Origin of the sequence: Bradyrhizobium sp. CCBAU 51753, from assembly GCF_015291565.1 — a bacterium.
GTDB lineage: Bacteria > Pseudomonadota > Alphaproteobacteria > Rhizobiales > Xanthobacteraceae > Bradyrhizobium > Bradyrhizobium ivorense.
Genome location: NZ_CP030037.1, coordinates 936,355 through 954,729, shown reverse-complemented (window position 1 = coordinate 954,729; position 18,375 = coordinate 936,355). Strand labels below are relative to the sequence as shown.

The following is an 18,375-nucleotide window of genomic DNA, read 5'->3' as shown; positions in this document are numbered from 1 at the left end:
GCGCGATTTATCCCTTCGTGAAGCGGTCGATCATCTCCTGCGGAAACGGTGCCGATTTCAACTTGTCGGGATCGTCGGGATGACGGCCGACCAGCACCCGCGTCTCGAATGCCTCGATCGCAAGCGCCTCGCCCTTGAACACGCGGTGCGTCACCTCGAAGCTCGAGCGCTTGATGCTCTCGATCCGCGTTTCGATGGTGATCCAGTCGCCATGGGTTGACGGGATGTGGAATTTCGCCCTTGTGTCGACCATGGGAATGCCGACCAGGCCGTATTTGTGCACGAGGTCCTGCTTCGAGAAGCCGGCGGCCTCGAACATGATCGAGGTCGAATCGTCGAACATCGCGAAATAGCGCGGGTAGTAGACGATGTTGGCGGGGTCGCAATCGCCCCACTGGATCTGCACATCGCGCCGATGAACGAACATGAGTTACCCAGCTCCGATGGTGCCGCAACGGCGGTAGGCTCCCTCTCCCATGGGGAGAGGGCTGGGGTGAGGGGGTACGGTCTTCATTGTTGAGCGTAACCCCTCACCCGGATCGCGCCGGACGATGCTGCGCATCGCCGGGGGCGATCCGACCTCTCCCAATGGGAGAGGTGGGCGCGAGTTCGCGGGACGCTCTCGATTCATACTCACGACCATAGTTACCGCGGCGCCATTCGAAGCGCGGCATCGAGCCGCACCACTTCGCCGTTCAGATAGGGGTTGTCAATCATGTGCAGCGCCAGCGAGGCAAACTCCTCGGCCTGGCCGAGCCGGCGCGGGAACGGGATCGCGGCGGCGAGCGAATCCTGCGCCTCCTGCGGCAGGCCGGCGAGCAGCGGCGTCATGAACAGGCCGGGCGCGATGGTCAGCACGCGGATACCGAACTGCGCGAGCTCGCGCGCGATCGGCAGCGTCATCGCGACGATGCCGCCCTTCGATGCCGAGTATGCCGCCTGCCCGATCTGGCCGTCATAGGCGGCAATCGAGGCGGTGCAGATCACGACGCCGCGCTCGCCGGTCGCCAGCGGCTCCAGCTTGGACATCTCGGCACTTGTCAGCCGCAGCATGTTGAACGAGCCGATCAAATTGACCTTGATCACCTTGTCGAAATCGGCGAGCGCCATCGGTCCCTCGCGGCCGATCACCCGTTTTGCCACGCCGATGCCGGCGCAATTCACCAGCACGCGCGCCGGGCCGTGTGCCTTGGCGGCCTGCGCGACCGCGGCCTCTGCCGCTGCGGCATCGGCGACGTCGCAGACCAGCGCAATGCCGCCGATCTCGGCAGCGACGCTCTCGGCAAGTTTTGCGTTGAGGTCGCAGACCGCGACCTTGGCGCCCTGTGCGGCGAGCCGGCGCGCGGTCGCAGCTCCCAATCCCGATGCGCCTCCGGTGACGATGGCGGCCTGGTCCTTCAACTGCATGACGCTCTCCTCTCAATTCGGTTCAGTTCAAATTTCAGTCCAGTGTGATCACGGATGGCGGCGGTGCCGGCGCATACAGCATCTCGACCACATCAGCGCGATGCTCCAGCACCGCGCGCTGATTGATCGAGCCCTTGTCCGTGACCTCGCCGCGGTCGATCGACAGCGGCGTGTCGAGCAGCATCGCCCGCCTGATCCGGTTCGACGAGCCGGTGGCCCCAGTGAGCACGCGCGCGAAGCGTTCGCGGAAAGCCGCGCGCACCAAGGGATCATTGGCCGCGGCGGCGATGTCGCCGGCCGGAAGCGCTGGATTGATCAGGCGGCAACCGTCGAGATCGAGGATCACGATCGCGGCGAGTTCATCGCGGTTGAGGCCCGCGATCACGACGTCGCGCACCAGCGGCGCGCAGGTGCCGACAAAGCGCGCGCGCAGCGGGCCGACGCTGACCCAGGTGCCGCTCGCCAGCTTGAAATCCTCGGCAATGCGGCCATCGAAATCGAACCCGGCGTCGAGGTCGCCGGCATTGGCGGGTTTTAGCGCGTCGCCGAACTTGTAAAAGCCCTCTTCGTCGAACGCTCTCGCGGTCAATTCGGGCTGCCGCCAGTAGCCGGGCGTGACGTTCGGCCCCCTGGCGCGCACTTCGAGCTTGCCATTGTTCGGCACCAGTTTCGCATCGTTGCCGGACACCGGCAGCCCGACATGGCCGGAGCGGCTGGTCTCGGGGCGCACCGACATGAAGAACGGCGAGGTCTCGGTGGCGCCGAGCCCGGTCAGCATGGGCACGCGATAGCCCTTCTCCTGCACCGCGAGCGCATCGAGGCTGTTCCAGATAAACGGCGATAGCGCCGCGCCGGAGAAGAACATCGCATGCAGCCGGCCGAAGAATTTTGCGCGCAAGCCTGCGTCGTCGCGCAGATAAGGCAGCAGCGATTCATAGCCTTTGGGCACGTTGAAATAGACCGTCGGCGAAATCTCCCGCAGGTTGCGCACGGTCTCCTCGATGCCGCCGGGCATCGGCTTGCCCTCGTCGAGATACATCGAGCCGCCGTTGTACAGCGTCAGCCCGATATTGTGGTTGCCGCCAAAAGTGTGATTCCACGGCAGCCAGTCGACGATGACAGGCGGCTCGTCCTTCAGGAACGCCAGCGTCTCGCGCAGCATCACCTGGTTGGCGCAGATCATGCGCTGGGTGTTGATGACCGCCTTCGGGTTGCCTGTTGACCCCGAGGTCAGCAGGAATTTGGCGATCGTGTCGGGGCCGATGCCGTCATGCACGGCATCGAGGCGCGGATGCTCCGGCGTTGCCATGAGGTCGGCGAGCCGCGTCACCGCGCGGCCAGGCACGGCGCCACGGCTGGCGGCAATCTCGACATCGGCAGCCACATTGGCGCGGAGCGCGTCGGCGAATTTGTCGGCGTCATCGGCAAACACCAGGCCCGGCGTCAGCAGCTTGATGACAAAATTGAGCTTGCCGTAGTCGCGCGACACCAGCGAATAGGCCGGCGACACCGGGCAGAACGGCACACCGGCATAGAGCGCGCCGAACGCGGCCAGCGCGTGGTCGATCGAATTGCCCGACAGGATCACCAGCGGCCGCTCGGCCGACAGGTTGCGCGCGATCAGCGCCGAGGCGATCCGCCGCGTGGTCTGCAGCAGCTGCGCGTAGCTGACCTGACGCCAGCCGCCGCCGGCGGCGCGCTCGGCCATGAACACGCGGTTGGGCTCGGCCGCCGCCCAGTGATGCAGCCGATCGGTGATGCGGACGGGATAGTCGGCGAGCTTGGTCTTCGGCCGCAGATAGATCGTGCCGTCGGCGCGGCGCTCGACCGTGACGGCGGGATTGCCGAACGAGATCGGGCGTAGCGGATGCTCGCCGGTGGCGGAGGCGGACGGCGCGGCGCTCATGTCGGCTTCACCTTGGCGGTCTTGCGGTCGAGGAAGGCGCGAATGCGCTTCTTGGCTTCCTTGTCGCTCTGCGCCACCGTCGCCATCAGCGACTCCATCAACAGGCCGGTCTGTGGATTGGCCTCGGCAATCATCGGCAGCGCCTGCAGCACCGCAAAATTCGTCAGCGGCGCGTTGGCGGCGACGCGCTCGGCGAGCTCCAGCGCCTTCGGCAGCGCGCCGCCATCGGCGGTGAGATATTGCGAGAAGCCGTAGGCCGCGCCCTCGGTGGCGGAATAGACCCGGCCGGTCAGCATCATGTCGATCATCCTGGGCACACCGATCAGCCGCGGCAGCCGCACCGATCCGCCGCCGCCGACGAAGATACCGCGCTGTCCCTCGGGCAATGCGAAGTACGCCGACGGCTCGGCGACCCTGATATGCGCGGCGCAGGCGAGCTCCAGCCCGCCGCCGATCACCGCGCCCTTCAGCGCGGCGATCACAGGCACGCGGCAATACTGCACGCGATCGAACACCCGGTGCCACATCTGGGAATGCACCAGGCCCTCGGTGGCGTCGCGCTCGCTCAGTTCGGACAGATCGAGGCCGGAGGAAAAATGGTCGCCGATGCCATGGATCACCACCGCGCCGATTTCGTCGGGAAGGTTGGAAAAGCAATCCTGCAGCGCCAGGATGATGCCGTCGTTCAGCGCATTGCGCTTGGCGGGACGGTTCAGCCCCACCATCAGCACCGCACCCCGCGTCTCGACCTGGAGCAGCGAGGCGTCACTGGCGGCGGCGTTTCCCATGGCGTTATTGCTTCCTGTTCAGAATAGTTATGTTTTATAACTATTGGGAGCAAAGTCAATACGGGCGACGCTCTCAGACCCGTCATCCCCGCGCAAAGGCTCCGCCTTTGTCGCTGGAGGCGCGAGCGCTTGCGAGCCTCGAAGGATGAATCGGCCACCAGCCGGGCCGATTCATCCTTCGAGGCTCGCCGAAGAGGCTCGCACCTCAGGATGACGGGGTCGGGATCACGCAACAGACAGGGCGTCGTCCCGGCCTTCGCCGGGACGACATCGAATTTGTTGCGCCGCTGTTCGTCCCGTTGGTCTGATTCGGATCGACGGCTCGTTCAGTGCGGCTTCTCGCACGGATACGTGTCCTGCAGCCCCCACAGCAGCAGGGAGGCGACCAGCCAGTCGCCTTTGGCCGAGCGCTTTTCGGCGGACTTGAGCATGATCTCTTCGGTCTGCTCGGTCGACAGCGCGAGGGTCTCGGGCATGCAGAACATCTGCTGGCCGCCATGGCTCTTCAGCCACGCGTTGGTGGCCATCATGCCGCCGCGTGCGCCATCCAGGTACATGTGATTGAAGATGCGGAAAGTCTCGTTCTTCGGATTGCGATAGGACTCCAGGCGCACATCGGCGGCCGCCGCGGGGGCTGCCGCCAGCGCCAGGAAGCACGCCGACACTATCCATTTGGTCATCGCAATGGTTTCCTCGCATCGTCCTTGCTGATGGCCAACAGTACACAATCTCCCCGCGACGCGGGAGAGCAGTTTCGGCGACGGACGGAAGGCTGAACGCTCACAACACCTGATGCACGTCGATCACGACGCGGTCGGCGTGGCGGGCGGCGGAGGCGATGAAGATGTGCTGCATCAGCCAGCGATAGTTTTCGGCGCCGGTCTCGAATTTCGGCACGGTGCGGAAATAGATCAGGTTCGGGTCGACCGGCTCGCCGCGCTTCAGCTTCTGCAGCAGATCCAGCGGCCCGAAGCGGATGCCGCGGTTTTCGACATAGACCACGGCGCCGTCGTCGGTCTCGAAAGCGTATTTCGCCTCGAGTTCGATCAGCTCGTTGGGCCGGATGATCTGGAAGTCCGCGCCGAACGGCAGCACCTTGCCGTTGACCCCCTCGCCCCTCACCTCGCCGCCGATGATCGGGATGATGCGGCGGACGCCGCTGCCGATGTCGCCGGCGGACGTCACCTCCGCGATGCGCGCCGTGATCGTGAAGACGTATTTCGTCTGGATCTCTGAAACCATGATCTAGCCTATCATGCGCTGCGGCAGCCAGGTCGCGAGCAGCGGGAACAGGATCAGGATCACCAGGCGGATCAGGTCGGTGATCACGAAGGGCAGCACGCCGACGAAGATCGTCGACATGTTGACGTCCTTGATCACGCTCTTGATCACGAACACGTTCATGCCGACCGGCGGATGGATCAGGCCGAGCTCGACGGTCATCACGATGATGATGCCGAACCAGATCGGGTCGAAGCCGAGCGCGGTGACCACCGGAAACACGATCGGCACGGTGAGGATCACCATCGCCATCGCATCCATCAGGCAGCCGAGCACGAGATACATCAACAGGATCAGCGCCAGCACGCCATAGGGGCCGATGCCGAGCCCGGTAAGGAACGCCGTGACGTTCTGCGGGGTCTGGGTAATGGTAAGGAAATAGCCGAAGCAGAGTGCGCCGATCAGCACGGTGAACACCGCGGCGGCGGTGCGTGTCGCCTGCAAGAGCGACTGCAAAATGCCGTCCTTGCTGAGCTTGCGGCGCAAAATGCCGATGATGAAGGCGCCGACCGCGCCGACCGCGCCGGCCTCGGTCGGGATGAAGAAGCCGCCATAGAGGCCGCCGATCACGAACAGGAACAGCAATAGCGGCGACCAGACGTCGCGCAACGCGACCAGGCGCTCGCCCCACGACGCTTTCTTGCCGGCCGGCAAAAAGCCCGGCCGCGCCACGCCGATGATGCCGATCGTGATCATGTGCATCAGGATCGCGAGCAGGCCCGGCACCACGCCGGCGATGAACAGCTTTCCGATGTCCTGCTGGGTGATGATGCCGTAGACCGCGAGCACGGTGGACGGCGGCAGCATCGCACCCAGCGTGCCGCCGACCGCGATCACGCCGGTCGCAAACGACTGCGGATAGCCGAAGCGGCGCATCTCGGGATAGGCGACCGCCGAGAAGGTCGCGGCGGTGGCCACCGAAGAGCCGGAGATCGCGGCAAAGCCGCCGCAGGCGCCGATGGTGGCGATGCCGAGCCCGCCCTTCCAGTGGCCGACAAAGGTGTTGGCGGCGCGGAACAGCTCGCGGCTGATGCCGGAGACCGACACGAACGCGCCCATCAGCAGGAACATCGGGATCACGCCGAACGAATAATCCGTCACCGTGCGCATCGTGGTCTGGCCGACCAGTTTGAGCGCCGGCGCGAAGCCGGTGAGGTAGCCGAAGCCGGTGATGCCGACGAGGCCCATCGCCATGCCGACCGGCACGCGCAGCAGCATCAACACGAACAGGCTGACGAAGCCGACGACGGCGACGGTCTCGGGGCTCAGGTCAAGACTCATCGCCGTCTACTCCGCGGTCTTGATCTTGGCATCGTGGATCTCTTCCGGATGGAAGATCAGGCGGTAGGTGCGGATCGCGATCAAGAGCACCGCTGAGACGTCGCCGATCCACGACACCAGGAAGAACGGCCAGATCGGCACACCGAGATCCATGGTGACAATGTGGCCGTTTTTGGTGTCGATCACCTTGTCGATCAGCGTGTAGGTCTGCACCGACACCACGAACAGCAGCACCAGCGTCGCAAAGATGTCGATCCAGCGCTGGTAGCGCGGCGAGGCGTTGGCCCAGACCAGGTCGACGGTGATGTGGGTGCCGCGATAGCTGGTCGCGGCGATGCCCCAGAAGATCAGGATGCCGAGCAGGAACTGGCCGAAATTGTAATAGTCGGGAATCGTCACCGCGAAGAATTTGCGCATGAACACCGCGGTGAAGGTGTTGAGCGCGACCACGCCGACGAAGAACGCCGCGACCCATTCGATCGAATCGATGAAGCGATCCATGAAATTCTTGCGCGCCGGCTCCGGTGGGCCGGTGATCACGCCGTCTTGCGAGACTTCGTCAGATTGCGTCATGTGTTGCTTCGGCGAGCCCCCTCTCCCCGCGCGCGGGGAGAGGGTTGGGGTGAGGGGGGCTATCCGCGAAACTGGTGCGAGTTGGAGAGACCTGTATCCCCCTCACCCGGATCGCGCCGGACGATGCTGCGCATCGCCGGGGCGATCCGACCTCTCCCGCAAGCGGGGAGAGGTGAAGGGAAAACGCGATATCAGATCCCCGCCTCGAACTTCTTCAGCGTGGCCTGCAGATCGGCGTCGACCTTGGCGGCGTCGCCGCCGGCCTTCTTCACCGCCTCGGCCCAGCTGTCGCGCAGCGGCTTGACTGCCTTCTTCCACTCGGCGAGCTGGTCGGCGGTGAGCTGATAGACCTCATGGCCTTCCAGCGCCTTCATCTTGGTGCGGCCATTGGCCTCGAAATCGGTCCAGGGATCGGTGACCTTGGAGGCCCATTCCGGCGAGCAATGCGCGTCGATCACCTTCTTCTGGGGGTCCGACATCGAATTGTATTTGGCGAGGTTCATGTTGTAGGTGAACACCGTCGAATACAGCGGCACGTCCATGTGGTACTTCACCACCTTGTCGATGCCGAACAGGAAGATCGAGCCCCAGGGGAAGGTGATCTCGTCGGCGACGCCGCGCTCGATCGCATCGCGCGATTCCGGCGCCGAGGCCTGCACGTTGGTGCCGCCGAACATCTTCACCATCTCGCCGATCGTGCTCTGCGCCGGGCGCACCTTGACGCCGGAGAGGTCGTTCGGCAGCACGATCTTCTTCTTGCCGTGCAGCGCGCCCGGATCGTGGATGAAGGCGAAGCACAGCTTGGTGTCCTTCATTTCGGTCGGCGCGTATTTGCGATACCATTCGTCGAGCGCCAGCGTGCCCTTCTTGCCGTCGGAGAAGGTGAACGGCAGCTGGCCCGCGGCTGCGATCGGGAAGCGGCCGGGCTGATAGCCGGGATTGACGTAGGTGACGTCGGCGATGCCATCGCGCGCCATGTCGTAATGGTCGAACGCCTTGCCGAGCTGCTCGGAGGGGAACACGGTGACCTTGATGGTGCCGCCCGAGGCCTTCTCGATGTCGGCGGCCCAGGCCTGCGTCGCCGGCACCAGCGGATGCGCCGGCGGCACCCACAGCGATACCTTCAGATTGACGGTCTTGTCCTGCGCCAAAGCCGGCGTGAAGACCGGGCCGGCGGCCGGCACGACCGAAGCGGCCACGAGCAGCGCCAACAACGATTTCCTCATCGCATCTCCTCCCTCTCCAGTGACGTCGGGCTTCGCGCCCGCTTTAGTTAGTTAACATGTTATCTAATTCGCCCGCGCGATCAAGCCGGAATCTGCCGGACGGACGCCTGGTCGCACCCCGGCCCCCGCCGACTTGCCCCCTGCATCTTGCGCTGCGGCGAACGCATTTCACCCAGCAAATGCGCCTTGCCAAAACTGTTATATGATATAGTTGCCATAGCAAGTTTGACGGTGGCGGGCGGCGGTCATCCGCCGCGAGCCTATCGCATCGGGAGGAGCGGGTATTGCGGACAAAAGTAGCAATCATCGGCGCAGGTCCGTCCGGACTGTTGCTTGGGCAACTACTTCATACTTTCGGCGTAGACAACATTATTCTGGAGCGGCAGACCCCGGATTATGTGCTGGGGCGGATTCGCGCCGGCCTGCTCGAGGAGGGCACGGTGTCGCTGCTCGACCAGGTCGGCGCCGGCGCCCGGCTGCACCAGGAGGGCCTGGTCCATCACGGCGTCGAGCTGGCGTTCGGCGGGGCGCGGCACCGCATCGACATGCATGCGGCGACCGGCAAGACGGTCACGATCTACGGCCAGACCGAGGTGACGCTCGATCTGATGAACGCCCGCAAGGCCGCCGGCCTGACCTCGGTGTATTCGGCGAGCGACGTCAAGCCGCATGATTTCGACACCGATCATCCCCGTGTCACTTATGTGAAGGACGGCGTTGCCCACGAAATCGCCTGCGATTTCATCGCCGGCTGCGACGGGTTCCACGGCGTCAGCCGCGCCAGCGTGCCGGCCTCCGCGATCACGAGCTACGAGCGGGTCTATCCGTTCGGCTGGCTCGGCATCCTCTCGGAGACGCCGCCGGTCTCGCCGGAACTGATCTACAACAACCACGAGCGCGGCTTTGCGCTCTGCACCATGCGCTCGAGCCATCGCAGCCGCTACTATGTGCAGTGCCCGCTCGACGATCATGTCGACCAGTGGTCGGACGACCGGTTCTGGGACGAATTGAAGCGCCGGCTTGACCAGAAGGCCGCCGACGAGCTCGTCACCGGCCCCTCGATCGAGAAGAGCATCGCGCCCTTGCGCAGCTTCGTCGCCGAGCCGATGCGGTTCGGCAGGATGTTCCTGGCCGGCGACGCCTCGCACATCGTGCCGCCGACCGGCGCCAAGGGGCTGAACCTCGCCGCCAGCGACGTGCATTATCTGTCGCAGGCGCTGCGCGAATATTACGACGAGAAATCATCGGCCGGGCTCGACGGCTATTCGGCCCGCGCGCTGGCGCGGGTCTGGAAGGCGGTGCGGTTCTCCTGGTGGATGACCTCGATGCTGCACAAATTCCCCGACGAAGGCGAATTCGCCGCGCGCATCCAGATCGCCGAGCTGGACTATCTGGTGAGCTCGAAGGCGGCCTCGACCTCGCTGTCGGAGAATTATGTGGGGCTGCCGTTTTAGGGTTGAGCGGCTCTGATGCCCGACCCGTCATCCCCGCGCAAAGGCTTCGCCTTTGTCGCTGGAGGTGCGAGCCTCTTCGGCGAGCCTCGAAGGATGAATCGGCCACCAGCGGGGCTGTCGACCCTTCGAGGGCCGCTGAAGAAGCGGCCACCTCAGGGTGACGGTGTCAGGAAGCGTGCCCGCTTCACGCCGCAGCCGCCGCCTGCCTCGGCATCAGCCAGCCCAGCACCAGTGCGATCAGGAACAGCGCCGGGACGTCGCCGACGAGATGGCCGCGCTCGGCGTCGTCAGTGATCGCCTGCACCGCCATGATGCCGCCATGCACGATGCTCGACCATACCGTGAACCAGATCAGGCTGCGGTGCCCGAGCGGATTGCGCGCGGCGAGCAGCAAGAACACACCGAGCGTGGCGTAGATGCCGACGATCATCATCGGGTAGTGCGAATGGCCATGCCCCCACGACCAGCCCGACGGCCAGAGCTGGAACAGCGGATAAACCGCGAAGATCATGATCAGGCCGACCGCGACCAGCGCGATGCGAAGACAGGCCAGGCGGGTCTCGGCGGACATGATCTGCTCCAAGGATACGATAGACGGGTGCAATAGACGCTGCGCGGAGGATGTCACAAACGGCGGGCGGAGCCAGTGAATTGCATCACGATTTGCGAGTGCACGGCCACCGGCCGGGCCGTCGACCCTTCGAGGCTCGCAAGGGCTCGCACCTCAGGGTGACGGTGATAGAGCGTGACGGTGATACCGTGCTTTCAAACACCCGCGCGAATCCCGTTTAAAACTTTGTAGGCGGTGAAAACGTCATCGACATCGCGTTCAATGGCAGCAACGCAACGCCATTCGTGAGATCGAGATGAGCACCGATGCACCTATCGCCGCCGACGTCCCGCAGGACGTCCCTCAAGGCTTCGAGCCGCTGTTTCGCAAGAGCCCGCTCACCGAGCCGTGGGAGCCGCTTTACGCCAGGAAGACCGACAGGGCCGTGATCATCGGCGTGCGGCTGGCGCGGCCGCACACCAACGGGCGCGGGCTGATCCATGGCGGGCTGATCGCAGCGCTTGCCGACAACGCGATGGGCTATAGCTGCGCGCAGGCAACCGGCTGGCGCACCACCTTCGTTACGATTTCGCTGGCGGTCGATTTCGTCGGCACCGCCAATATCGGGCAGTGGCTCACGGTGGAGAGCGACGTGATCAAGACCGGCAGCACGATCTGCTTTGCGCAGAGCCTGATCAAGGCCGACGACGTCACCATCGCCCGCGCCAACGGCACCTTTCGCGTGGTGCCGAAGAAGGACGTTGTCGTTCCGGGGCGCGAGTGAAACGAGCGAACCCGGAACCTCGAGATTCCGGGTTCGATGCTGCGCATCGCCCCGGAATGACACTTACCCAAAGTGCCAGTCGGTGATCTCGGTGACGAGATCGATGAAGGTGCGCACCTTGGCAGAGAGCAACCGCGTCGTCGGATAGACGATGTGGATCGGCATCGCAGGCTCCTCGAATGCGGCGAGCACGATTTGCAGCCGCCCGGCTTTCAGCGATTCGGCGGCCTGATAGGCCATCACCCGGGTCAGCCCGCCGTCCTGCTCGGCGTACTGGATCGCGGCATCCGAAGAGTTGCTGGCAAAGCGCGGCGTGCTGGCGATGCGGATCTCGCGGCCGTCCTCGACAAAGCGCCAGTCGGGCCCGGCGGCCATCGCGCCGAACTGGATCGTGTCATGATCGGCAATATCCGCCGGCCGCCGCGGCTCGCCGCGCGCCTTGAGATAGCCGGGCGAGGCCACCACGATGCGCCGCATCTCGCCGACATGGCGCGCCACCAGCGTCGAGTCGGGCAGATGGCCGATCCTGACCGCGACATCGACGCCGTCCTCGACCAAATTGATGGTGCGATCGGAGAGGCGCAGGTCGACGCCGACGCCGCCATAGCGCTTGAGATAGGCCGTCACGACCGGGCTGACATGCAACCGGCCGAAGCCGACCGGGGCCGAGATCACCAGCCGGCCCTCTGGGCGGGTGCGCTCGCCCTCGACCGCATCCTCCGCCTCCTCGACATCGGACAGGATCCGGCGCGCCCGCTCCAGATAGCGCGCGCCGGCATCGGTCAGCGTCACCTGCCGCGTGGTCCGCTGCAGCAGCCGCGCGCCCAGCCGCTCCTCCAGCGCTGCGATCAGCCGGGTCACGGCGGATGGCGAGACGCCGAGCTTGCGCGCGGCGGGGGCAAAGCCCTGCTGGTCGGCCACGGCGACGAAGGCCTGCATGGCATCGAGGCGGTCCATGGACATTATTGCATAATCGGCAACAGTGCAGTGTCAATTCACAAGATTGATTAGAGTATGGAAACGGCCATTTTAGAGACCCAAGGACGACCGTTGTGGCGCCCGGGACGGGAGGCTCAGATGTCAGACGTTCACGCCATTTCCAGCGATATCGCATTCAGCCCGACCGTGAAGGCGATCCAGAGCCGCAAGGGCTCGCGCGACGGCTATGCCGAGATGGAGGTGCGCGGCGGTTTTCGTACCGAGATCGACGAGAACCTTGGGGCTTTCCTCGCGGACGCCAACAGCTTCTATCTCGCGACCGCCTCCGCCGACGGCCAGCCCTACATCCAGCACCGCGGCGGGCCGGCGGGGTTCATCAAGATCGTCGACAAGAACACGATCGCGTTCGCCGACTATGCCGGCAACCGGCAATACATCACCCAGGGCAATCTCGCCGAGAATCCCAAGGCCTACATCTTCGTGATGGACTATGCGCACCGCCGCCGCGTCAAGCTGTGGGGCGAGGCGCGCGTGGTCGAGGACGATCCGGCGCTGACGCGCTCGCTGATGCCGCACGGTTACCGGGCGCGGCCCGAGCAGGTGATCCTGTTCAAGATCGCGGCGTGGGACACCAACTGCCCGCAGCACATTCCGCAGAAGTTCGATGCGGCCGACGTGGCTGCGGCGCTGGCGACACGCGATGCGCGCATCGCCGAGCTCGAGGCCGAGCTGGCCGCATTGAAGGGCCAGCCCGCGCCTCTTGTTTGACGCGTTTTCTTCACGCGAACCGGCATCCACTTCGCTCGAAAACGCTCTGGTCGCCAGCGAGCTAGGCTGCTTCCTGCTGCAGCGGCGCCCAGCCGAATTCCGGATAATATTGCAGCATCATCCGGTCGACATAGGCGGTGAGGTTGTCGAATTTTTCGACCCGCGCGCGCAGCGGCGAATCGAAGAACGGCGTCAAAATTCCGGCGACCGCGCCGAACGCGGTGGCGTCGGTGCCGCAGGGCGTGTTGCCCATCAGATAGGGCTTGTCGCCGAGCTGCACCGACAGCGCGAACAGCGATCGCACCGCGAGGTCGACATCCTCGTCGGGCGCATGGCGGCCGAGGCCGCTGAGCAGATAGTTCTCGGCGACGCGGAACTGGGCGTCCTCGCGCATCTTGTCGCGCAAATGATCGGGCGCACCGTCGAAGAAATGCGCCGGGCCCTTGGCGAAATTCGCATCGTCGACCCAGCGTGCGCCGACCAGCGCCCAATAGACGTGATGCTCGATCATGCGCTCGAAGGCCCAGGCCTGGGCGCGCGCCTGCAGGCTGAGCGGCGCGTCGAAATCGAAACCGTATTTGCCCTCGATATGGGCGCGGATGAAGGTCGAATCGGCGACGGTCTCGCCGTCATCGGTGATGAACGGCAGCTGGCCCTTGGGCGACGCCGGCGGCCTCGCCTGTTCCTTCCGGTAGTCGAGCCCGGCCATCTTGAGCTGAACCTCGGTCTTGGTCACGAAAGGGCTGATCTCGGGCAAGCCGAAACCCGGGCCAAAACCAAAAAGCGTAATCATTTGAAGCTCCTGATTGCCTGGTCGTGAAATGAGGCTAGCGTGCCCCTGCTGCCACCATGGTGTCAGCAGTAGTGGCATTCACTGCCATAGGCGCGGACCGGAGCGAGGCGGCGAACCGCCTCGCGAACCCGTTTCACCACCCGCGCCCGTCCGTACGCAAAGGCCGCGGCGACCGACCGTGCGAGCAGCACAACCAGGGCCCAGCGCATGTCGCCGGAGGTGGAGTAGACCGTGATCATTTGTTCCAGCGCAAAACCCTGCGCCCGCCGGAAACCGAGTTCATCAAGATTGGTCATGGACAAATTCCCTTCATTTGAGGTGTTGTCCTGGTATAGCCCCCGCCTGCTGCCAACATGCTGTCAGCAGCAGCGCGGCCGGGTGTAAAAAGGCGACGCGCCGCGAGGCCAAAAAGCCTGCCAAGAGGCTCGCCAAAGAGACCCGTCAACAGACCTGCCAGAGCTTGCTGCAAGAGCTTGCTGAAAGATTTGCGAAGAGAAATGCCATGAGACGCGCCGACCGGCTGTTTCAAATCATCCAGGTGCTTCGCCGCACCCGTAAACCTTTGACCGCGGACGCGATCGCGGCCGAGCTCGAGACCTCGAAGCGCACGATCTATCGTGACATCGCGAGCCTGATCGAGCAGCGGGTGCCGATCCGCGGCGAGGCCGGCATGGGCTACATCCTGGAAAAGGGATTCGACCTGCCGCCCTTGATGCTGACACCCGACGAGATCGAGGCCTGCGTGCTCGGCGCGCAATGGGTGGTCGGCCATGCCGACCCGGCGCTGGCGCGCGCCGCCGAAGACCTGATGGCCAAGATCGCCGAGACCGTGCCGGACCGGCTGCGGCCGTTCGTGCTGGAGCCGGCGAGCCGCGCCCGCTCGGCCTGGAATCGCGAGCCCGACCGCATCGACATGGTGAAGACGCGCAGCCAGATCCACGAGGGCAAGAAGATCACGCTGAACTACCGCGACGAGCACGGCCGCGATAGCGAACGCACGATCTGGCCGATCGCGGTCGGCTATCACGAGGCGGTGCGGCTGCTGGCGGCCTGGTGCGAGCTGCGCAAGGACTTTCGCAGCTTCCGCACCGACCGCGTGGTCGCCGCGACCTATCACGACGACAAATATCCTGAACGGCGCGACCTGCTCCGGGCGCGCTGGCGGCGCAGCCTGGTCTGGGAAGCGCCGAAGGTGACCTGATGGCGGCAGACGTGACCGAAGCCGCGGAGCCGAGCCCCTGCCAGTCCTGCGGCGCCTGCTGCAGCTATTCGGAGAACTGGCCGCGCTTCACCATCGAGGACGACGACCAGCTCGACCTGATCCCGGCGCAATTCGTCAACGCGCGGCTGTCAGGCATGCGCTGCGACGGCGACCGCTGCTCGGCGCTGTCGGGCAAGATCGGCGAGGCGACGCGCTGCGACGTCTACGCAGTGCGCCCGGAAGTGTGCCGCACCTGCATGCCCGGCGATGCCGAATGCGCGATGGCCCGGCGCCGCCATGGACTGCCGGTGATTTAAGGGCCTCGCGACCGCGCCCATCAGCCCGCCCCAAACCGGCCCCAGCCTTCCACAATTGGAAGGGAGCCTTCCGATTGCGCCTCTGTTGGCGGGCGCGCCTCGGCCCATTTTCACCGGGAAGACGCCGCATCGCGGCAGGTCACAAACGGAGGAGAACATGGGTGAGGTTGTCAGATTCATCTCAAAGGCCGAGCGCGAACGCATTCGCCTGATCCAGGAGGCGCGTGCGCACTATGACAGTGTGTTCCCGCCGTCCAATCCGACCGGCCAGCATCGGGGTCAGGACGAAGACCATTCATAGTCGCTGCGGACCGATGCTCGGCACGCGCCCGCAGCACATCCGTCGAAAAACCAGAGGAGAGTGTCATGTCTATTCGCAAGGTGGCGATCGCCACCGCGTTCATTGTTGCGTCGCTAACGGCCGCCCGTGCCGAAGGCGTGCGTCCGATCGAGGCCAAGAGCATCGGGCTCGGCGCGGTATCCGGAGTCGCCTACTACACCGCCGAGCGTGACGGGCTTCACGTCGTCACCACCCTTGCCGAGGGCAAGGACGGAATGCCAATCCGTGTCGTGTCCGTTCTCGCGCCGGGTCAGCGCGTGGTGCTCTCGACGCCGCTGACGGGTGCGGTCGAGATCAGCCGGCAAGGCGACAGCGTGGTTGTCCGCAAGGCCACCACCGCCACCAACTGAACATGCGAGGCGCGCCCGCATCGAGCGGCGTCACCAGGTGTCAGCCGCTCTCGTAGCCCAGCCGTTTCCTCAATCGCGGCACCGCGAAATCGAGAAAGGCACGCAGCTTCAGCGGAATCTGGCGTTGAGCGGGATAGATGACGCTGACCGGAATTGGCAGCGACCAATACGTCTCCAGCAGCGGCAGCAAAGCGCGCGATTTCAGCAGATCCTCGACGAGGTACGAGAACACGCGGACAATTCCGGCTCCAGCGACCGCGGCGGCAACCTCCGCCTCACTCAGGTTCAGGGTGAGACGATACGGCACCGCGACGGACTGCGTGGCCTTGTTGGCGACGAACTCCCAATCGTAGAACGTCCGCGTATGCCCCTCGTGGATGACACAGTCGTGCCTCGCCAGATCGGCCGGCGTTTTCGGCGTTCCGCGCCGCTTCAGATACGCAGGGCTGGCGCAGAGGACATGTCGAATGAGCCCGACGCGCGTTGCGATCATGCTGCTGTCGGGCAATTCGCCGACGCGCACCGCGACGTCGACTTGTTCCTCGGTCAGGCTCACCATTCGATCGGTCAGCTGCAGGCGGATGCTGACGTCCGGGAAGGCGTGCTGAAACTCCACGACGATGGGCAGAACATGGGTTCGGCCTAGCACCGCGGGAACGCTGATCGTCAGCTCGCCCTGCGGCGCGCGAAATTCACCCGACGCGGTGCGCTCGACTTCGGCGATCTCCTCGATGATCCGCCGGCACGACGTGACGTAGCCGCGCCCGGCGTCAGTCAGGACCAGCTTGCGCGGCCCTCGATGCAGCAGGCGGACGTTCAGATGCTCCTCGAGCTCGGAAATGCGGCGGCTGACCGTCGCCAGCGGAATGCGGAGATGGCGGCTGGCGGCAGAGAGGCTCCCGGTGTCCGCCGCGGTCAGCAGGATGCTCATCGCCTCTAGACGGTCCACGGGCCTTCCTTCCAGCAATGAAAGGGTTATTGCCCAAACCTACTCGATCCTTGGCCGATCTGAGAGGCCAAAATGGCGCGGCGCGTGGGTCCCCGCTCCGTGCGCAATAGCGCACCAGTCAGGGACGACGGCGATGATGTTGGAAAAGCCGGCGATGTGCGGCTGGTTAGCCGCTGCACCAATCCGGCCCGGCATCAGCTCCGTTAAACCGTCACCGCGTCGCTGACGTCCTCGTCGTCGAACTCGTCGACGATCGGCGCAAAACTCGCGAGCGGCTTGGTCGACAGCGTGATCGGCTTGCGGTGGCCATGCGAGGCGGCGGTGGTGCGGGCCGGCTCGCGCGACAATGCGTAAAGGGTCGAGCCGACGCGGCCGCCGAAATAGATCAGGTCGCGCTCGCTGCAGCTCGACGCAATCGCGAGCGCGAGCGCATGCAGGTGGCTGCGCTTGTAGCAGAACAGCGCCAGCCGCGCCCGATCGTCGGACGCGACATTGGCGACCAAGAGCGAAAGGCCGTTGGGGTTGGCGCGATACATCTGGCCGAGCAGGTCGTCGGCAACCGGGCAGGCATCGTTCTCGAAGGCGTCGCGGCTTGAAAACATTTGCAAATCCCCCTCGATCGGGAAGATGCCGCGCAATCCTCTAACGAAAGGTTAACCACGGCCTCCGGTCGTCTCCGGGGATGCTTGCGCGTTGCACGCGAATTACATTCGCGGGCGGCGGACGCTCGGTGATTCGGCGGTCTGCGTGACTGGACTGGGATCACGCGCTTCCCACCGTCATTGCGAGCGAAGCGAAGCAATCCATCTCTCCACAGCCGAGGATGGATGGATTGCTTCGCTTCGCTCGCAATGACGGGTGGAGGGGTCCCGGCCTCTCAACAGGGAGTGGCGTCCATGGACGGGTTCAGTTCGCGGCCATGTAGATCGACAGCGCAAAGCCGGTGAGGTGGTGCAGCGCCTGGTCGACGCCGATCAGCGTCCAGAACCAGGGATGGCCGGACTCCAGCGTGACGTGGAAATGCGAGGCGCAGATGCCCTTGGCGCGGTCGACGATGATGTGGATCACGAAATCGACGAAGGCGACGTACCAGAAGCGGGGCGCCACCAGGAGGATCAGCACCAATGCAACCGCGAGATGCACCAGGCAGTGCGCGAGCAGCGGCAGACCCCAGCCGGTCTTCTGGTCCTTGCCGATCGCCATCCAGGCGTTCTGCAGCATGAAGTCGGCGATGATGTGCTTGGCCGTGAGCAGCAGCATCCATCCGACCAGGGCACCAACCGACACCGACGATGACAGGGAGGGAAACAACAAGCTGACGCCCTTTGACGTGAATGAATGTGATCGCAGGAAATCCGGGTCAGGCCGTCAGCACAATCTCGCAAACCAAAGCTTGTCTCATTTATGACATCTCCGGCGGCGGATTGCACCAGCGATGCGCTGAAAATCACATGTGTGTTCGCCCCCC

At 64.8% G+C, this 18,375-nt stretch carries 23 protein-coding genes; 7 read left to right on the top strand and 16 right to left on the bottom strand.

Annotated features, from left to right (window positions below; all coding sequences use genetic code 11):
- Positions 1–7 precede the first annotated feature (7 nt).
- The 9 genes from XH93_RS04395 to XH93_RS04355 all read right to left on the bottom strand — a co-directional run bounded on the left by XH93_RS04395 (position 8) and on the right by XH93_RS04355 (position 8,462).
- Positions 8–427 (bottom strand): thioesterase family protein, encoded by a 420-nt coding sequence (locus XH93_RS04395; protein WP_194472586.1) that lies wholly within the window; start codon positions 425–427, stop codon positions 8–10.
- A 218-nt stretch (positions 428–645) separates the two neighbouring features.
- Positions 646–1,407 (bottom strand): SDR family NAD(P)-dependent oxidoreductase, encoded by a 762-nt coding sequence (locus XH93_RS04390; RefSeq protein ID WP_194472585.1) that lies wholly within the window; start codon positions 1,405–1,407, stop codon positions 646–648.
- Positions 1,408–1,441: 34 nt separating this feature from the next.
- Positions 1,442–3,313, bottom strand: coding sequence for a feruloyl-CoA synthase (locus XH93_RS04385; protein WP_194472584.1), 1,872 nt, complete (start codon positions 3,311–3,313; stop codon positions 1,442–1,444).
- Positions 3,310–4,101 carry a crotonase/enoyl-CoA hydratase family protein gene (locus tag XH93_RS04380; RefSeq protein ID WP_194472583.1) on the bottom strand — a complete coding sequence of 264 codons (792 nt, stop codon included), beginning with the start codon at positions 4,099–4,101 and terminating at the stop codon, positions 3,310–3,312. Before XH93_RS04380 ends, XH93_RS04385 begins: the two co-directional genes overlap by 4 nt.
- A gap of 326 nt (positions 4,102–4,427) precedes the next feature.
- A complete protein-coding gene (locus XH93_RS04375; RefSeq protein WP_194472582.1) occupies positions 4,428–4,781 on the bottom strand; it encodes a hypothetical protein in 354 nt (117 codons plus the stop codon).
- Between the two features lie 100 nt (positions 4,782–4,881).
- Complete coding sequence (locus tag XH93_RS04370; protein WP_194472581.1) at positions 4,882–5,343, bottom strand: DUF3237 domain-containing protein; 462 nt, start codon at positions 5,341–5,343, stop codon at positions 4,882–4,884.
- 3 nt (positions 5,344–5,346) lie between these two features.
- Complete coding sequence (locus tag XH93_RS04365; protein ID WP_371814924.1) at positions 5,347–6,663, bottom strand: TRAP transporter large permease; 1,317 nt, start codon at positions 6,661–6,663, stop codon at positions 5,347–5,349.
- A 6-nt stretch (positions 6,664–6,669) separates the two neighbouring features.
- Positions 6,670–7,236, bottom strand: coding sequence for a TRAP transporter small permease (locus XH93_RS04360; RefSeq protein WP_194472580.1), 567 nt, complete (start codon positions 7,234–7,236; stop codon positions 6,670–6,672).
- Positions 7,237–7,427: 191 nt separating this feature from the next.
- The gene (locus XH93_RS04355; protein WP_194472579.1) at positions 7,428–8,462 is read right to left on the bottom strand and encodes a TRAP transporter substrate-binding protein; all 1,035 of its coding nucleotides are present in this window, start codon (positions 8,460–8,462) and stop codon (positions 7,428–7,430) included.
- 284 nt (positions 8,463–8,746) lie between these two features.
- Between XH93_RS04355 and pobA the strand changes: the two genes are divergently transcribed.
- A complete protein-coding gene (pobA, locus tag XH93_RS04350; protein ID WP_194472578.1) occupies positions 8,747–9,916 on the top strand; it encodes a 4-hydroxybenzoate 3-monooxygenase in 1,170 nt (389 codons plus the stop codon).
- 184 nt (positions 9,917–10,100) lie between these two features.
- Here pobA and XH93_RS04345 read toward each other — a convergent pair whose 3' ends face one another.
- A complete protein-coding gene (locus XH93_RS04345) occupies positions 10,101–10,487 on the bottom strand; it encodes a DUF6632 domain-containing protein (protein WP_194472577.1) in 387 nt (128 codons plus the stop codon).
- A 295-nt stretch (positions 10,488–10,782) separates the two neighbouring features.
- On the opposite strand from XH93_RS04345, the gene XH93_RS04340 reads away from it, so the two are divergent.
- Positions 10,783–11,250, top strand: coding sequence for a PaaI family thioesterase (locus XH93_RS04340; RefSeq protein WP_139487026.1), 468 nt, complete (start codon positions 10,783–10,785; stop codon positions 11,248–11,250).
- Positions 11,251–11,313: 63 nt separating this feature from the next.
- Here XH93_RS04340 and XH93_RS04335 read toward each other — a convergent pair whose 3' ends face one another.
- Positions 11,314–12,207 carry a LysR family transcriptional regulator gene (locus XH93_RS04335; protein ID WP_194474988.1) on the bottom strand — a complete coding sequence of 298 codons (894 nt, stop codon included), beginning with the start codon at positions 12,205–12,207 and terminating at the stop codon, positions 11,314–11,316.
- 120 nt (positions 12,208–12,327) lie between these two features.
- On the opposite strand from XH93_RS04335, the gene XH93_RS04330 reads away from it, so the two are divergent.
- Positions 12,328–12,957: a pyridoxamine 5'-phosphate oxidase family protein gene (locus XH93_RS04330; protein WP_194472576.1), complete on the top strand. Its 630-nt coding sequence runs from the start codon at positions 12,328–12,330 to the stop codon at positions 12,955–12,957.
- 61 nt (positions 12,958–13,018) lie between these two features.
- Here XH93_RS04330 and XH93_RS04325 read toward each other — a convergent pair whose 3' ends face one another.
- Together XH93_RS04325 and XH93_RS04320 are read right to left on the bottom strand one after the other, a co-directional pair.
- Positions 13,019–13,750, bottom strand: a complete 732-nt coding sequence (locus XH93_RS04325; RefSeq protein ID WP_139862064.1) for a glutathione S-transferase family protein — start codon at positions 13,748–13,750, stop codon at positions 13,019–13,021.
- 62 nt (positions 13,751–13,812) lie between these two features.
- The gene (locus tag XH93_RS04320) at positions 13,813–14,046 is read right to left on the bottom strand and encodes a hypothetical protein (RefSeq protein ID WP_139487029.1); all 234 of its coding nucleotides are present in this window, start codon (positions 14,044–14,046) and stop codon (positions 13,813–13,815) included.
- Between the two features lie 206 nt (positions 14,047–14,252).
- Here XH93_RS04320 and XH93_RS04315 point away from each other — a divergent pair, with 206 nt between their 5' ends.
- The 4 genes from XH93_RS04315 to XH93_RS04300 all read left to right on the top strand — a co-directional run bounded on the left by XH93_RS04315 (position 14,253) and on the right by XH93_RS04300 (position 15,958).
- Complete coding sequence (locus XH93_RS04315) at positions 14,253–14,951, top strand: YafY family protein (RefSeq protein WP_139487030.1); 699 nt, start codon at positions 14,253–14,255, stop codon at positions 14,949–14,951.
- A complete protein-coding gene (locus XH93_RS04310) occupies positions 14,951–15,268 on the top strand; it encodes a YkgJ family cysteine cluster protein (protein ID WP_194472575.1) in 318 nt (105 codons plus the stop codon). Before XH93_RS04315 ends, XH93_RS04310 begins: the two co-directional genes overlap by 1 nt.
- Positions 15,269–15,425: 157 nt before the next feature.
- Positions 15,426–15,569: a hypothetical protein gene (locus XH93_RS04305; protein ID WP_172627190.1), complete on the top strand. Its 144-nt coding sequence runs from the start codon at positions 15,426–15,428 to the stop codon at positions 15,567–15,569.
- 65 nt (positions 15,570–15,634) lie between these two features.
- Positions 15,635–15,958: a hypothetical protein gene (locus XH93_RS04300; RefSeq protein ID WP_194472574.1), complete on the top strand. Its 324-nt coding sequence runs from the start codon at positions 15,635–15,637 to the stop codon at positions 15,956–15,958.
- A gap of 40 nt (positions 15,959–15,998) precedes the next feature.
- On the opposite strand, the gene XH93_RS04295 is transcribed toward XH93_RS04300, so the two are convergent.
- From XH93_RS04295 to XH93_RS04285, 3 genes are all read right to left on the bottom strand, one after another.
- Complete coding sequence (locus tag XH93_RS04295; RefSeq protein WP_194472573.1) at positions 15,999–16,907, bottom strand: LysR family transcriptional regulator; 909 nt, start codon at positions 16,905–16,907, stop codon at positions 15,999–16,001.
- A gap of 203 nt (positions 16,908–17,110) precedes the next feature.
- Positions 17,111–17,509: a hypothetical protein gene (locus XH93_RS04290; RefSeq protein WP_139487034.1), complete on the bottom strand. Its 399-nt coding sequence runs from the start codon at positions 17,507–17,509 to the stop codon at positions 17,111–17,113.
- 304 nt (positions 17,510–17,813) lie between these two features.
- Entirely contained in the window at positions 17,814–18,167 is a 354-nt protein-coding gene (locus XH93_RS04285; protein WP_172627191.1) for a DUF3307 domain-containing protein, read from the bottom strand.
- Positions 18,168–18,375 lie beyond the last annotated feature (208 nt).

What these genes read in the sequence shown, in the direction of transcription:
- XH93_RS04395 (WP_194472586.1), bottom strand. Translation starts at nt 427, where the DNA reads ATGTTCGTTCATCGGCGCGATGTGCAGATCCAGTGGGGCGATTGCGAC.
- XH93_RS04390 (WP_194472585.1), bottom strand. Translation starts at nt 1,407, where the DNA reads ATGCAGTTGAAGGACCAGGCCGCCATCGTCACCGGAGGCGCATCGGGA.
- XH93_RS04385 (WP_194472584.1), bottom strand. Translation starts at nt 3,313, where the DNA reads ATGAGCGCCGCGCCGTCCGCCTCCGCCACCGGCGAGCATCCGCTACGC.
- XH93_RS04380 (WP_194472583.1), bottom strand. Translation starts at nt 4,101, where the DNA reads ATGGGAAACGCCGCCGCCAGTGACGCCTCGCTGCTCCAGGTCGAGACG.
- XH93_RS04375 (WP_194472582.1), bottom strand. Translation starts at nt 4,781, where the DNA reads ATGACCAAATGGATAGTGTCGGCGTGCTTCCTGGCGCTGGCGGCAGCC.
- XH93_RS04370 (WP_194472581.1), bottom strand. Translation starts at nt 5,343, where the DNA reads ATGGTTTCAGAGATCCAGACGAAATACGTCTTCACGATCACGGCGCGC.
- XH93_RS04365 (WP_371814924.1), bottom strand. Translation starts at nt 6,663, where the DNA reads ATGAGTCTTGACCTGAGCCCCGAGACCGTCGCCGTCGTCGGCTTCGTC.
- XH93_RS04360 (WP_194472580.1), bottom strand. Translation starts at nt 7,236, where the DNA reads ATGACGCAATCTGACGAAGTCTCGCAAGACGGCGTGATCACCGGCCCA.
- XH93_RS04355 (WP_194472579.1), bottom strand. Translation starts at nt 8,462, where the DNA reads ATGAGGAAATCGTTGTTGGCGCTGCTCGTGGCCGCTTCGGTCGTGCCG.
- XH93_RS04345 (WP_194472577.1), bottom strand. Translation starts at nt 10,487, where the DNA reads ATGTCCGCCGAGACCCGCCTGGCCTGTCTTCGCATCGCGCTGGTCGCG.
- XH93_RS04340 (WP_139487026.1), top strand. Translation starts at nt 10,783, where the DNA reads ATGAGCACCGATGCACCTATCGCCGCCGACGTCCCGCAGGACGTCCCT.
- XH93_RS04335 (WP_194474988.1), bottom strand. Translation starts at nt 12,207, where the DNA reads ATGGACCGCCTCGATGCCATGCAGGCCTTCGTCGCCGTGGCCGACCAG.
- XH93_RS04330 (WP_194472576.1), top strand. Translation starts at nt 12,328, where the DNA reads ATGTCAGACGTTCACGCCATTTCCAGCGATATCGCATTCAGCCCGACC.
- XH93_RS04325 (WP_139862064.1), bottom strand. Translation starts at nt 13,750, where the DNA reads ATGATTACGCTTTTTGGTTTTGGCCCGGGTTTCGGCTTGCCCGAGATC.
- XH93_RS04320 (WP_139487029.1), bottom strand. Translation starts at nt 14,046, where the DNA reads ATGACCAATCTTGATGAACTCGGTTTCCGGCGGGCGCAGGGTTTTGCG.
- XH93_RS04315 (WP_139487030.1), top strand. Translation starts at nt 14,253, where the DNA reads ATGAGACGCGCCGACCGGCTGTTTCAAATCATCCAGGTGCTTCGCCGC.
- XH93_RS04310 (WP_194472575.1), top strand. Translation starts at nt 14,951, where the DNA reads ATGGCGGCAGACGTGACCGAAGCCGCGGAGCCGAGCCCCTGCCAGTCC.
- XH93_RS04305 (WP_172627190.1), top strand. Translation starts at nt 15,426, where the DNA reads ATGGGTGAGGTTGTCAGATTCATCTCAAAGGCCGAGCGCGAACGCATT.
- XH93_RS04300 (WP_194472574.1), top strand. Translation starts at nt 15,635, where the DNA reads ATGTCTATTCGCAAGGTGGCGATCGCCACCGCGTTCATTGTTGCGTCG.
- XH93_RS04290 (WP_139487034.1), bottom strand. Translation starts at nt 17,509, where the DNA reads ATGTTTTCAAGCCGCGACGCCTTCGAGAACGATGCCTGCCCGGTTGCC.
- XH93_RS04285 (WP_172627191.1), bottom strand. Translation starts at nt 18,167, where the DNA reads ATGCTGCTGCTCACGGCCAAGCACATCATCGCCGACTTCATGCTGCAG.